This is a genomic window from Mesorhizobium loti R88b (assembly GCF_013170845.1).
Taxonomy (GTDB): Bacteria; Pseudomonadota; Alphaproteobacteria; order Rhizobiales; family Rhizobiaceae; genus Mesorhizobium; species Mesorhizobium loti_B.
Genome location: NZ_CP033367.1, coordinates 2569852 through 2584103 on the forward strand (window position 1 = coordinate 2569852; position 14252 = coordinate 2584103).

The window sequence follows — 14252 nt, forward strand, 5'->3', positions numbered from 1 at the left end:
AATTGGGCCACTTTTGGTCGCTTATCGACCGGCCTACCTTCGGCCCATCGCATTCAAGCCGGAAAGGAAAACACCATGTCTGACCCAGCCAACACCACGCCGCGCCGCGCGCTCGTCGTCATCGACGTCCAGAACGACTATGACGGCGGCAACCTGGCCATCCAGCACCCGCCGTTCCGCGACAGCGTCGCCAATGTGGCGCGCGCCATGGATGTGGCTGCCGCCGCCGGCATCAAGGTGGTGGTCGTCAAGCAGATGGCGCCCGAGAGCTCGCCGATCTTCGCTAGGGGCAATCACGGCGGCGAATTGCATCCCGAAATCGCCAGGCGTGAGCGCGACCACTATGTCGAGAAGATGCTGCCCTCGGCCTTTACCGGCACCGACCTCGAGGACTGGCTGCGCGCCAACGCCATCGATACGCTCACGGTGGTCGGCTACATGACGCACAATTGCGACCTGTCGACTATCATCCACGCCGTGCATATGGGCTTTGCGGTCGAGTTCCTGTCCGACGCGACCGGCTCGGTGCCCTACGCCAACAGCGCCGGCTATGCCTCGGCCGAGGAGATCCACCGCGTGGTGACTGTTATCCTGCAGTCGCGCTTCGCCGCCGTGCTCAAGACCGCCGAATGGGTCGAGTGCCTGAAGACCGGCGCCTTGCCGGAGCGCGACACGATCTACGCGTCCAATCAGCGGGCGCTGGCGCGCAGCGCGGCCTAATGCATGTCGCCCAAAAGTGGCCTCGGTTTTGGGAAAACGACATGCATAAAAACAAAGATTAAAGCGCGACGCGCTTTAGAACGATCCGCAAACAAAAAGGGCGCCGCATCGCTGCGGCGCCCTTTTGATTGTCGGGACAAAGATCAGAACAGGCCTTCGATCTGGCCGGCTTCGTTGAGGAAGATCTTCTCCGAGGACGGCGCCTTGGGCAGGCCGGGCATGGTCATGACCTCGCCGCAGATGACGACGACGAAGCCGGCACCCGCCGAGAGCCTGACCTCGCGCACCGGCACGGTGTGGCCGGTCGGCGCGCCGCGCAGGTTCGGGTCGGTCGAGAAGGAATACTGGGTCTTGGCCATGCAGACCGGCAGATTCCCGTAGCCGGCGTCTTCCCAGGCCCTGAGCTGGTCGCGCACCGACTTGTCGGCGATCGCCTCCGAGCCGCGATAGATGCGCTGGACGATGGTGTTGATCTTCTCGAACAGCGGCATCGCGTCGGGATAGAGCGGCGCGAACTGCGAGGCGCCGGATTCGGCCAGCGCCACCACCTTGTTGGCAAGCTCCTCGATGCCGGCCGAGCCCTTGGCCCAATGCTTGCACAGGATCGCCTCTTCGCCCATCGAGGCGACATAGTCCTTCATCGCCTGGATTTCGGCGTCGGTGTCGGAATAGAAATGGTTGATGGCAACCACGGCCGGCACGCCGAACTGGCGAATGTTCTCGATGTGGCGGCCAAGATTGGCGCAGCCCTTTTTCACCGCCTCGACGTTTTCCTTGCCGAGGTCTTCCTTCTTGACGCCGCCATTCATCTTCATGGCGCGCACGGTGGCGACGATGACGGCGGCTGCCGGCTTGAGGCCCGCCTTGCGGCACTTGATGTCGAAGAATTTTTCAGCGCCGAGATCGGCTCCGAAGCCGGCTTCGGTGACGACATAGTCGGCGAGCTTGAGCGCCGTCGTGGTGGCGACCACCGAGTTGCAGCCATGCGCGATGTTGGCGAACGGGCCGCCATGCACGAAGGCCGGGTTGTTCTCCAGCGTCTGCACCAGATTGGGCTGCATGGCGTCCTTGAGCAGCACGGCCATGGCGCCATCGGCCTTGAGGTCGCGGGCGTAGACCGGCGACTTGTCGCGGCGATAGGCGACGATGATGTCGCCGAGGCGCTTTTCCAGGTCCTTCAGGTCGGTCGACAGGCATAGGATGGCCATGACTTCCGAGGCGACGGTGATGTCGAAGCCGCCTTCGCGCGGAAAACCGTTGGCGACGCCGCCGAGCGAGCAGATGATTTCGCGCAACGCGCGGTCGTTCATGTCCATGACGCGGCGCCAGACGACGCGGCGGGTGTCGATGCCGAGCTCATTGCCCCAGTAGATGTGGTTGTCGATCAGCGCCGAAAGCAGATTGTGCGCGGTGGTGATGGCGTGGAAGTCGCCGGTGAAATGGAGGTTCATGTCCTCCATCGGCACGACCTGCGCGTAGCCGCCGCCGGCCGCACCGCCCTTGACGCCGAAATTCGGGCCGAGCGAGGCTTCGCGAATGCAGACGATCGCCTTCTTGCCGATGCGGTTCAGGCCGTCGCCGAGGCCGACGGTGGTGGTGGTCTTGCCTTCACCGGCCGGCGTCGGGTTGATGGCGGTGACCAGGATCAGCTTGCCGTCCTTGTTGCCCTTCACCGATTTGATGAACTCGGCTGATATCTTGGCCTTGTCGTGGCCGTAGGGCAGCAGGTGTTCAGTCGGGATGCCGATCTTCTGGCCGATCTCCTGGATCTGCTTTTTCTTGGCGGCGCGCGCGATCTCGATGTCGGACTTCACTTCGGCCATGACGGCTTTCCTTCGGATTGGACGGTGGAGGGGACGGGTTTGATCTCACTCGCAGGCATGCTGAACCCGGGCGCGGGCATGTTCTAACCCTGTCGCTGCCGTGGCGTCAACTTGCATGCAACTATGTTTCCTATAGAGAAAAATTCCTCTGCAACCCGGCCGACCTGTCGCTGGTTCTTCTTGTGCCGGTTGGCGCGCCTTATAGAAGCCAGAGGACGCGTCGCTTCGCCGTCTCAAAACAGCCGCACAATGCACGGAATGCGACAGAGGCGACGGCGCAAATTCGCCATCGCCTGGCCAAAGCGCATCGCGCTTTGGCCTTTTGTTTTTATGCATGTCGTCCTCCCAAAACCGGGACCACTTTTGGGCGACATGCATTGTGTCCAGGCGACGTTACTGCGTCAGCACGTTGCTGATTTCCACCATGTTGGAGCGCACGCGCAGGACATAGAAGCCCATCGTCGTCAGGTGCGTCGGCAGCAGCCAGCCGTCCTCGCGGCCATTGGCGATGATGAAGGGCTGGATGCGCAACGCCGAGACGAACTGCGCGTCCATCGTGTCCCACAGGCTCTGCAGGTGCTTTTCCTTGATGACATCCTCGAAGTCGGCCTGGGCGCCCTTCATCAGGCCGTAATAGGCATAGAGCTGGCCATAGGCGAACCAGTAGCGGTCGTCGGCGCGGAAATCGAACCAGCCATTGTTGTGGTTCTCGGCGCGTTCCTTGAGGATGGCGGAGGTCGAGCCGATGTCGCTGGCGATGCGGTCGATATATTGTTTCAGATTGTCGGCACGGGCATCGAAGGTGGCCTGGCAGGTGGCAAGGCGAGCGTTGAACGAGCGCAGCTTGCGCACCGCGTCGCGGTAATAGCTCGGCGTCGGTGTCTTCGGCCCAAACGGGTTCAGGCCGAAATACCAGGTTTCTTCGTCAAACTGCAAATTGCCGCGTGCGTCCTGCAGGTCGCCGTCGATCTGCGAGGTGGTGCGCACACGGCCAAGATTGTCGGCGAGTTCGGTCGCCGTGCGCCGCACCGCCTGGTTGATGCCGCGCTGGAACGAGGCCTTGTTGTCCATCCACGGCGTGTCGTCCCAGTCGATGCCGAACAGGCCGAGCTTGTAGAGGATCATCGACGAGATCCAGGCATTCTGGTTGACGTTGAAGTCGGTTAGGTCGGCCGCCACCTGGGCGATGCCGGAATTGCCGCAGGTCTTGGCGGTGTCGGTGCCGGCACCGGCGGCCACCTGCTCGCCGGCAGAAACGTTGCGCTTCTCGAACGTGTAGGTGTCGGGGTAGTTCGGGTTGAAATTGTTCCACCACTGGGTGGCGTAGAAGAAGTTGGCGTAAAGGCCGATCAGCACCAGCAGGGCCAGGCCAACCACCGCCTTGAGGATCCAGCCGCGCTGTGTGTACCAGCGCCCGGCCCATATGAAGGGCCACAGGATAACGCCGATCAACAGGCCGATGCCACGGCCGATCCATTGGAAAACCCTGGTGAAGAAGTTGACGATCGGATCGAGCATGGCTGTGTCACCCCTCAGCATGATGCCAAAAAATTGCAGACTTTCTGGACAACATCATGCGTCAAAACAATAAGTCAGAACGAAATGAACGGTTCATTCCGTTCTAGTCAGTCAGGCCGTAGAGGCGTGTGCGAAACGCCACCTTGTCCTTCAAATATGTGGTTTTCAAAACGTCCACAACATGCGATCGCCAGGCGTCGCTGTAGCCGTCATAGTCCTTGTAGAAGCCGTCCTTGTTGAAGATGTAGCGCGAGACAAAGTCCGACGGCACGAAATCCGAGATCAGCCGGTTGGTCAGCCAGGCGTCGGGATGGTCAGGCTTGGCGCGGATGACCAGGAAGCGCTGCTGCGGGAGGACATCCTCGATCTTGAGGTTGCCGAGTTGGGCAATCTGGCGCTTGGCGGCGTTGAGGAAAGGAAAGTTGCCGTCCCTAGTGATCAGGTCGGCATGGCTCTGGATCCAGGTCTGCAGCCATACCTTGTCGACATCGGTCAGATTGCGGTTCGGCTCGGCATCGCGGATCAGCGCGCGCACCACCATCTCGGCCCGGTGCTCGAGATAACCAGAGGTTTCGATCCAGGAGGCGCGCGGTAGCTCGATGCGGCCGGTCGAGGCCAGGAACTTGAACACCTTATCGGCATCGCTGATCGAGATATAGCTCACCTGCCATGGCCGCGAGCGGCGGAAGCCGGGGGCCGCCGGATCGCTGATCACCGTCGTCATGTCGGGATCGACGAACACGTAGAGCCCGCCAAAATGGCTGGTCCAGTAGGCATTGTGGCGGAAGATCACCTGGTCAGGCACCAGCGCGTTCTCTCTGATATCGCCGCAGACCTTGGCCAGCTCGACCATGCGGGTCAGCATGGCATTGTCGCGCCAGGCATCGGGCTCCTGCTTCAGCCTGTCGACCAGCTTGCCGAGTTCGGCGGCCTTGCCCAGCACATCCTCGGCCGACAGCACCTTGAACTCGACCTGGCTGATCGACAGCAGGTCCTCGATGTCGTTGACCTTGGGAACGGAATCCTCGATCTCGCCGTAGATGACATCCTTGATGGTCAGCGCGTCGATGGCGCGCTGGTTCTTGGACATGAACTCGAACATCAGCTGCGAGGTGTTGGAGAAGGCGGTGTGCACCACCGGCAGGTCGATCTGCGACGGCGTCAGGATGATGAAGCGGCGGTTGACCTCATCGGGGTCGAGATAGTCAGGGTCGCCGCATTCGTCGGCGATCTCGGGCGAGAAGCCGGTGCGGTCGATCTGAAAGCTTTTGAGCTTGGTGGGCTTCTTGCCGAACGCGGCCAGGGCCTTGTTGTAGCGATCAATCAGATGCGGCTCATCGACGGTGAGCAGGCGGCCGTAGATGAGTTCGTTGTCGCGGAGGAGGTCGGGTTTTTTGGCTGCGTGCGGCGCGTCTTCCGCCGTCGACGAAGGTCTACGCATTCCAATTGCCCTTCTTCTTCATCTCCTCCATCTCCCGCGCCGCCCGCTCGCGCAGCCGCGCGTCGCGCAAAAGCTTCTCCACGGCGGCATCATCCGACTTGTCGGAATAGCGGAACTCGGAATCGGCGTAGCGGTTGATCTCCTGCATGACCATGTCCATCGAGAACGGCCCGCGCAGTTCCTCGATCATGGCTTTCTTCTCGTCGTAACCCTTGTGCATGAAGGCTTCCGGCTTCTCGAACCAGTCGTCGGGAAGCTCGATGTCCATGGCGCGCATCTTGATGGCGTCGGTGACGTTCTTGATGGCGCGGCCGGTGAAGCGCGGCTCGGCGTCCTTGATCAGGTGCAGATAGGTGCCGATGTCGGCCATGGTCTTGGGTGCGCCGTTCTCCTTCATGTAGCGCTCATAGACCTTCATCAGCCCGTCCTCTTGCGGCTTCTCGTGCTCCTCATAGGCCTCGGTCACGGCGCGCTGGATTTCCTGCGCGGCATAGAGTTCGTGCTTGCCCAGAGGAATCTCGTGGTTCTTGCCGGCAAGCAGCACGAAGATGTCGATGTAGTCGTCGCGGGTTTGCGGGCCGTCGACCAGCCAGCGAGCGCCGGCGCGCTGGCGCAGCGCGTCGTCGACATTTTCGGGATAATTGGAGAACATGCCGAAGGAGCAATTGCCGCGCACCACGGTGGCGGCGCCGGCGAAGGCGTCCATCAACACGCCGGTGATTTCCTGCTGGCCGGCCGAGGCGCGGTCGTCGGAACGGCGCGCCGCCACCTGGTCGATGTCGTCGATGGTGCCGAAGCCGATGACGCGCGGGTTCAGCACATTGTTGATGAACTGGCGGCAGTTCTGGCCCGACTTGCCCTGGTAGGAGGAGATCTGGTCGACGCCGAAATTCTCGTAGGCGAAGGGATAGCCGGCAACCTGGCAGTAGCCGTTGACGAGGCCGGCGATCATCTGGATCAGCGTCGTCTTGCCGGTGCCCGGCGCGCCGTCGCCGATGAAGGTGAACAGGAAGCCGCCGAGCTCGACGAACGGGTTCAGCTCGCGCTCGAAATCATAGGCCATCAGCATCTTGGCGAGCTTGACCGACTGGTATTTGGCGATGTGGTTGCCGACCACTTCTTCCGGTGTCTTGAAGGTCATCACCAGCGGCTTGGAGCGCTTGCCGGGCGCGACGTCGAAGCCGTCGAGGGTGAAATCATCGGCATCGATGCGGATATGGGCGTTCTCGAACGGGCCGATGCCGTCGAAGCGGCCTTTCCTGGCCAGCAGCCCGTCGATGGCGACACGGGCGAAGGCGCGCGCCCTGGTCATCAGGTCGGTGTCGTCGGCCGAGCCTGCGATGGCCTTGTCGAGGCCGGCGAGGATCGATTTCACCGCGTCCTGCGGCGTGTCGAAGAGAAAATCCGGCTCGGGGATGTCGTTGGGCGCTTCGCCATCGCTGTCGATGAGCTGGAACAGATAGGACGCCAGGCTGAAGGCCGAAATGTAAGCCGAGGCTGACGAAAGCTTCTTGAAGGTGGACGCGTCATCACCCTCGAGCGGCGCGCGGGTGTTTTTCGCCTGCAGGCTTTCGAGATCGGAGCCTTCGGCAAAGACATCCGATACGGCCAGCGCAATCGCCGTGCCGCGCCGGGCGCGAAACAAAAGCGTGTGCTGCGCGATGGTGAGCAATTGATCGTCGGGATGGACGGCGCTGACGGTTTTCGTGAGCTCGACCTCGCGCGTACGGCGCACCGAGCCGACCGAGACGGTGGAAACGAAGCGGCGGTTGGTGCCGGCCAGCGCCGTGCCGGATTCGCGCGACGGATCCTCCAGCACAACAATGCGGGTGATGAAGCTCTGCGCCATGGCGCGATGCTTCTCGATTGCCGCTTCCGGGATGGTGGTCAGGCCGGTGTCCATGTGTACCTCATGTCAATCGTGCTCTGCCTTGCGCATTCTACGTCTTTGGGTGAGCCAGTTGGCCGCGAACTCGACTGCGAAGATGAATAAAAACATCAACGTATAGATGACGGTAAAACACAAAATCGCGTCGAAAGCAGTTCCTACTCCGCCGACGGCCATGCCAAGGCGAAAGCCGGTAAGCGGTACAAACAAGCACAGGGATAGGATAGTCGAGACAAGTCCAGCCATTGCCGTGAGAGCGCTTTGCCTGCGTGAATTTGTCAGTGCCAATGCCCCGCCAATCGCTCCGGACAAGACAACTGCGCCAGAGACTGCTGCAACGATTTCTTCTGGAGCAAAATGCTGCAACAAAAAGGCCAGGAACCACGCCACCACATTTACGAGGACCACGGTCGTGCCGCGATAGAGCGTGTGTGCTGGTGCTGTCGTCTCGCTGTCAGACATCTGAGATGACCTGCCCGTTGGACAGGATGTGGACCTTGTAGCCGCCAAAGATCTTCTGGGCTTCGCCGGCGGCGTAAAGCGCCTGATAGGCTTCGTGCGGGATGAGCGCGTGGTTCTCGTAGCTCGACACGCCCTGGCGCGCGGCTTCCAGGTCGTCGGTGTTGATGAAGAATTCCTGCGTCGTCTTTTCGCTCGAAAACAATCCCTTGCGGCCTGGTTTCTCGCCCTTGGAATAGACTTCCTGGATGGTCCAGGTCAGCAGCCAGGCATTCTCCGGCTTGCGCACCTTGGCGAGCACCTCGGTCACTGTCGAATTGTTGTCGGTAATGCCCGCGGAATAGAAGGGTCCGAGCACCACGCGGCGCAACTGCTTGGGATGCAGCGGCTCGAAATCCTTGTCGAGGTTGACGGCAATCGTCGCCGGCGACAGCGTGTAGGCCGAGTTCTTCTCGGTGAAATCGTCGAAGCGATGGGCGAGCTCGGGATTGAGCAGGCCATCGACCGGCAGCGGGATGTCAACCTTGTCGTTGAGCTTGCCATCCCGGTCGACGAGCTGGCGGATCATGCTCTCGGAGGAATCCTCCACTGTCACCATGTAGACCAGCGGCAGGTTGGCGCTGCCGTCGAAGGTCGCCCAATGAACGAGGTAGTAGGGCCGCGCCGTCTTTGGATTGACCGAGACCTTGGCCGTCTGCGCCAGCGTGAACGGCCCGAAAGTCTGCTCGCTCTTGACGTCCTCGAGATAGAGCCGCTCGGCCATCGACTTCTGCAGCGCTTCGGGGAATTCCTTGTGGCGCAGGATGAAGTCGGCCATCTCCTCGCGCAATTCGCCGGCCAGCGGTATGTTGGCGAGCCGGCTGTCTGCCTGGCGGCGGTCGTTTTCCAGTTCAAGCAGGTTCTGGAAGACCGGAAAACCGCTTTCGGCGCGCGAAATGCGGAACGTATCCATGAAGCCCAGCCGGTTGCGCCAGCAGCCAAAGGACTTGTCAAGCCGGGCGATGTATTCGGCGACGATCTTGGCGACGATGCCGTGCCGGTAGAGCGGCGAGCGGTCGTCGCGCATGAACACTTCAAGGCCGCTGAGCGCGGCCGTGATCGCCGAGAAATACCGCGCCGCCGCGTCGTTTTCGGGGGTCATGCTGTCAGCCCTGGGATTGTCGCACCGATGCGTGCGGCAATTATGACTGCACGTAGTTGGCCGAATTGTGCTTCTTCAGCACCTCGTCGAAGCGGCGGGCAAAGGCGTCGTCGGCGAGCTTCTTGCGGCGCTGGATATCGGCGCTGGCGACCATGTTCTTCTCGTGCATTTCCAGGAGGTCGCCGATGTGCTTTTGCGAAGCGGCACCGATGCCGGCCATGGTTTCTTCCGCCGTGTTGTCGACCTGGCTGCCCAGCGTGTTGATCTTGTGGGCGACGTCCTGCTGCGCGGCGGTCTTCAGAGAATCTTCCAGCGCCTTGTAGAGCACGATGCGCTGCTCGGTATCGATGGTCAGCTTGTTGATCAGCGTCGACTGCGCGGCGATCTGGTTGTTGAGCGAATCGACGAAGGTCTGGAACATCGAGGTGTAGCGCTCCAGCGTCTGGCTCTCGGCCAGCAATTCCTGCTCCTTGGCCTGCTTCTCGTTGTATTCGGTGGCGAGCACCGAGCGTTCGCCTTCGAGCTGCGTGCGGTCTTTCTGGTTGGTCGAGGCGGCGATCTTGTTTTCGATGTCGAGCAGCATCGGGTTGAGCTCCTCGATGCGCTTCTGCACGGCTTCGAGGTTGGACATGGTGGTCTTGCGGCGCTCGATCACCTGCGACAGGCTGGCCTCGGAGGTCTTGTAGCGCTGGTCGAGAACTTCTTTCTGCGCCTTCAGGATGCCGACGATGGTGTCGGACTTGGCCAGAAGTTCCTGCAGGTTGCCGGCCAGCGACATGTTGCGGACGCGGTCTGTGCGCAGGCGCTGCTTGCGTTGCGCCGAAAAGATGCCGACGAAATTTTCCCAGCCGGAATAGTTCTTCATGCTCTCGAACTCGGCGCCGAAGACGTTGGTCGCGTCCTCAAGGCCGATGATCAGGTCGGCGATGTTGCCTTCCATCACCTTCTGTTGCTTCAGCACATCCTCGATGCGGGCGTTCTCGATGTCGAAATTGGCGTCACCGATCTTCTTGTCCGATGTCGCGAGCGTGTCGAGTACGGTGCCGGACTGCTCGATCCTGGAGCGCATGTCCTGCACGACCTGCTTGGTCTTGGCTATTTCGGCATCGAAATTCTGCAATGTCGCCATAGGGGCCTCCCGCTTCGGCTTCCGGTCGCTGGCTGCGAACAGCGGCGAATATATGTGGGGCATCCGGGGATTGAAAGAAGGAATACATGGAGAGGCGCCAAAACAAAGAATCGTCTAAACCCTTGAAAGCCGGGCGCGGCGTGCGCATGACGGCTGAGTACTTTGTCTGTCGCCATTATGTTGAGTGGCTGGCTATTTAAGTTGCAATCGCTACCTATGAAAATGCTTGGTGAAGACCAGCTCCGTTTCCGGTGGTGTGGTTGTCAATCGACCACTATCAGCCGCCTGCTTCGCGCTTGTGCACGTTGGGTGAGCCCTTCATACCCAGCAGACGGCGCCACCATCGTTGCGCACGCTTTTCCGCTTTACGAACCTCGGCGTGGCGTTCGAAAGGGATTCCGTATTTGCCGCAAGAGATGCAATTTTTGACCTGGCCGCATTGGTCTTGCCAACACTGTACGTCTTGGGTCAGTGCCAGGGCAATGCGTTCCAGATGAAGATTGCCGGAGCCCTTGATCAGGATCAATTCATTGGGGCGCAAAGTGGCCTTGATGTGGTCGGCGGCTTTGCGCACCGATCGCATTTCATGGAAACGGCCGCTATCGCGATCTTGATCAGAGGCACGCGCGCGGTGTGCGTTCTCGCCTACGAAAATGACCTCGTCCGCCGCCGCCCGAGCGTTTTGATAGACAGCGCGATAGGTCTTGTCAGCCTTGCCGACGTAATCCGAAATCTGCCCGACAATTGCGCGCTTGTGCGGCACGTCGGCCTTTTTCAGCGCGTCGAAAGCCAGGTTGAGGGAATGCAGAGGCGCCTTGTTCGTGTCGATGAGGAAAGCGGGTCCGCCCGGAACTTCCAATACACTGAAGCGATCGAAAAGCGGCTCGAAGCACGCAATACGCTCGCTGACATGGTCGGGGTCGATGCCGAGTTCGAGCGCTGTGGCTGCGGCGGCGGCAACCGGAAGCCAGAAGTGCTCGGCGACGAAGCGCGTGCGCAAAACGACAGCACCGCCCTGCCACCGCAGTTGCAAAGCCAGTCGGCTTGGGAAGGCTGCTTTGATATCGGTGGCGCGGTAGTCGGCGGTGTCACCGCGCCCGAAAGTCACCGTGCGCGCCATGCTCGCCTTGGCCATTGCCATGACACGCGGGTCATCCGCGTTCAGCATCGCCACACCTGCCAGCGGCAGTGATTGCACCAGCCACTGTTTTTCGATGGCGACCGCTTCGGCGCCCCGAAAGATCGATCGATGTTCGTCGGCGACCAGTGTGACAACAGCAATATCCGGTTTGAGCAAGGCCGCCATTGCCGCGACGCCGCTTTTGCCGCCGGCGGCAACCTCAATCACTGCATAGTCGGCGTCACGCGATAGACGTCGAAGCCCGCGGACGAGGGGTTTGAAGGTGTTGCCTTTGGTCTGTTTGTGGACGCGTCCCTCCGGTTCAAGGATAAAGGCCAGGAGTTCGGACGTGGTGGTCTTCGCAGAGCTGCCGGTGATGCCGATCACGGTAGCCCTGCTGCGGTGGCGCCGCCGGCGAGCCAGTTCGACATGGAAACACTTCTTGATGGCTCGAAAGAAGGTTCGAGTCTTTCCTTGCTTGTCGAAGCTGAGCACCTGCATCGCCCGGTCGACCAAGGCGCGCATGAACGATGTCCTCCGGGTTTGACGACAGCACATTCTGAGCGTGCATGCCGGCGCGCGCAACCCCCTGCTTGCCTGCGCAGAAATCGCTCAGGGCTTCGGATCGGCCTTCAGATAGGCGATGACGTTGGCGATGTCGTCGTCATTGCTGAGGCCGCCGAAGGCCATTTTGTTGCCGGGAACTTTGAGCTTGGGAGCCCTGAGATACTCAGCAAGATTTGCCTCGTCCCAGACGAGACCAGCAGCACCGGCACTCTTCATCCCTTCGGAATAGTGGCCAAGAAAGCTCTCGGCGGTGCCGGCGGTGCGGCCAACGACACCCAGCAAATGCGGACCGACCTTGTCGCGATCGGTCGCTGCTTCATGGCAGGCGATGCAGCGGTTGAAGACTTTCTTTCCCAGCGCCGGATCGCCGTCAGCGTAAGCGCCAACAGTGGCCGCAAGGAGGAGAAGGCTGGCGGAGGAAACGGCTCGAAACATGGCTGACCCGGAGAGCTCTGGCTGGAACGAGATGGCGCAAAATAGGGCTGAGGCCTTAACAAACGCTGCATCATGGCAGGATTGCTCCGGCTCTTCCTATCGTACTTCAGGACAATGGCGCGGCCGGGCCTGCGCCGGGAAGCGTGGCCATGCAGGTCAGGCCTGCTGCGCCAGGTCGCGGCGCAGGAAATCATGCAGCCGATCGACCGCCGGCGTCGTCGACAACGGGTTGCGCAGGATGCCGACTTCGAGATCCGGCAGTGCGGGAAGCCCTTCATTGGCACCAATGATGCGCAGCGACTGGGGCACGCTGCGCTGAGCGAGGCCGGCGACGGCGAGTCCGGCCTGCACGACGGCAATCAGGCCAAGCAGGGAGGCGCTGGAATAGGTGCAACGGTAGGACCGGTCGGCTTCGCCAAGCGCCTGCAGTACACTCATCCTGGCGGCGCAGCCGGGCTCGAACAGCGCGACGGGCAAGGGATCGGCCTGCCAGGCGACATGGTTTGGCGAGGCGACCCAGACGAAGCGTTCCAGGCGGATGACGTCGAGCGGCTGGTCCGGCAGACGGGTGACGATCGCCAGGTCGAGCTTCCCCTCGGCCAGGGTTTTCACCAGCGCGGTCGACTGCTCGCAGATCAGTTCCACCGTCACCAGCGGGTGATCCTCGGCAAAGCGCGACAGCACGGGTGGCAGCAGGAAAGCGGCATAATCGTCCGGCACGCCAAGGCGCACGCTGCCTGTCTCCTTCGGACGGGTGACGCTTGCCCAGGCCTCGTCCGACAGCTTCAGCAGCCGGCGCGCATAGATCAGGAAATCCTCGCCGATCGCGTTGGGGACGACCGTTCTCGGTCCTCGCACCAGAAGCTGGGTGCCCACCATCTCCTCCAGCCGCTGCATCTGCATTGAGACCGCCGACTGGCTGCGGCCGACCCGGGGTGCCGCATTGGACAGGCTGCCGCTCTCGACGACGGCGACGAAGGTTTTCAGCAAATTGAGGTCGAGCGGAGCAGCCATGGTGCTATCAGCATATCGAATAGCTAGGTCCAAATCTATTCGCTTGTTTGAAAGCTATGCTGCTGGCCAGATGGTCCAACCCTTGAGGATTCTGCGATGAAGGACCTGCCAACCGCCCGTTTTCCGGCCGCGAGCCTCGCCGTGGCGATGACGATCGCCGGCACGGTTGGCGCCTTCGTCACGGAATCGGGCCTGCATCCGGTCACCGTCGTCTTCTGGCGATGCGTGTTTGGCGCGATCTTCCTGGCCGCATGGTGCCTGCTGCGCGGCTATCTGCCGGACCGGACGCTGTCGCCGTCCCGCCTTGCGCTGGCCGCACTGGCCGGCGCCTGCATGGTGCTGAGCTGGACGGCGTTCTTCGCCGGCTTCGCCATGACGTCAATCGCCACGACGACGATCGTCTATCACGTGCAGCCGTTCTTCGTGGTGTTGATCGGCGTGGTCTTCCTCAAGGAGCGCATCTCGCTTGACCAGATCCTGTGGATGCTCGGCGCGTTCCTTGGCGTCGTGCTGGCCAGCGGCCTCGTCGTCACCCACGGCCATGCCGATGCGAACTGGGCGCTGGGCATCGCGCTGACGCTGGGCGCTGCCCTGCTTTATGCCGTGGCGACGATGCTGGCCAAGGGTCTTGGACAACAGCGCGCGGAAATCACCGTGCTTTGCCAGACTCTGGTCGGTGTCGTCATGCTCGCCCCGTTCGCCGGCATCGGCCAGCATATCCCGCCGGCGTCGTGGGGCTGGGTGGCCGGGATCGGTGTCCTGCACACCGGCATTGCCTATGTGCTGATGAATTCGGCCTTCCCACGCCTGACCACGCCGGTGATCGGCGTGATCACCTTCATCTATCCGGTCGTTGCCATCATCGTCGATTGGGCGATCTATGCCCATCCGCTCGGACCGGCACAGGCGGCCGGCATGGCGCTGATCGCGCTGGCGACGCTCGGCGTGCGGCTCGGCTGGCGGTTTCCGATGCGGCGTGTCTCGGCCGCGTGAACCC

General features: G+C 61.7%; 12 protein-coding genes. 2 read left to right on the top strand and 10 right to left on the bottom strand.

The annotated features are described in order from the left end of the window. Window positions 1–75: 75 nt before the first annotated feature. The gene (locus EB235_RS12385; RefSeq protein ID WP_027030695.1) at window positions 76–720 is read left to right on the top strand and encodes a cysteine hydrolase family protein; all 645 of its coding nucleotides are present in this window, start codon (window positions 76–78) and stop codon (window positions 718–720) included. A gap of 143 nt (window positions 721–863) precedes the next feature. Here the strand turns inward: EB235_RS12385 and EB235_RS12390 are convergent, their stop codons facing one another. From EB235_RS12390 to EB235_RS12435, 10 genes are all read right to left on the bottom strand, one after another. Continuing rightward, window positions 864–2543: a formate--tetrahydrofolate ligase gene (locus EB235_RS12390; RefSeq protein WP_027030694.1), complete on the bottom strand. Its 1680-nt coding sequence runs from the start codon at window positions 2541–2543 to the stop codon at window positions 864–866. 393 nt (window positions 2544–2936) lie between these two features. Further along, the gene (locus EB235_RS12395; protein ID WP_027030693.1) at window positions 2937–4061 is read right to left on the bottom strand and encodes a DUF2333 family protein; all 1125 of its coding nucleotides are present in this window, start codon (window positions 4059–4061) and stop codon (window positions 2937–2939) included. 103 nt (window positions 4062–4164) lie between these two features. After that, window positions 4165–5502 carry a DUF6638 family protein gene (locus EB235_RS12400; protein WP_051429662.1) on the bottom strand — a complete coding sequence of 446 codons (1338 nt, stop codon included), beginning with the start codon at window positions 5500–5502 and terminating at the stop codon, window positions 4165–4167. Then, window positions 5495–7405, bottom strand: a complete 1911-nt coding sequence (locus EB235_RS12405) for an AAA family ATPase (RefSeq protein ID WP_027030691.1) — start codon at window positions 7403–7405, stop codon at window positions 5495–5497. Before EB235_RS12405 ends, EB235_RS12400 begins: the two co-directional genes overlap by 8 nt. Window positions 7406–7417: 12 nt before the next feature. Beyond that, the gene (locus EB235_RS12410; protein WP_027030690.1) at window positions 7418–7852 is read right to left on the bottom strand and encodes a hypothetical protein; all 435 of its coding nucleotides are present in this window, start codon (window positions 7850–7852) and stop codon (window positions 7418–7420) included. Then, complete coding sequence (locus EB235_RS12415) at window positions 7845–8990, bottom strand: hypothetical protein (protein ID WP_027030689.1); 1146 nt, start codon at window positions 8988–8990, stop codon at window positions 7845–7847. Before EB235_RS12415 ends, EB235_RS12410 begins: the two co-directional genes overlap by 8 nt. Window positions 8991–9030: 40 nt before the next feature. Next, a complete protein-coding gene (locus tag EB235_RS12420; protein ID WP_027030688.1) occupies window positions 9031–10119 on the bottom strand; it encodes a hypothetical protein in 1089 nt (362 codons plus the stop codon). A gap of 277 nt (window positions 10120–10396) precedes the next feature. Next, window positions 10397–11764, bottom strand: a complete 1368-nt coding sequence (locus tag EB235_RS12425; RefSeq protein ID WP_051429661.1) for a Mur ligase family protein — start codon at window positions 11762–11764, stop codon at window positions 10397–10399. Between the two features lie 87 nt (window positions 11765–11851). Continuing rightward, window positions 11852–12241: a c-type cytochrome gene (locus EB235_RS12430; RefSeq protein WP_027030687.1), complete on the bottom strand. Its 390-nt coding sequence runs from the start codon at window positions 12239–12241 to the stop codon at window positions 11852–11854. Window positions 12242–12397: 156 nt separating this feature from the next. Beyond that, window positions 12398–13255: a LysR substrate-binding domain-containing protein gene (locus EB235_RS12435; protein ID WP_027030686.1), complete on the bottom strand. Its 858-nt coding sequence runs from the start codon at window positions 13253–13255 to the stop codon at window positions 12398–12400. Window positions 13256–13351: 96 nt separating this feature from the next. Here EB235_RS12435 and EB235_RS12440 point away from each other — a divergent pair, with 96 nt between their 5' ends. After that, on the top strand, window positions 13352–14248 hold the full coding sequence (locus tag EB235_RS12440) for a DMT family transporter (RefSeq protein ID WP_027030685.1): 897 nt from the start codon (window positions 13352–13354) through the stop codon (window positions 14246–14248). The last annotated feature ends 4 nt before the right edge of the window (window positions 14249–14252 follow it).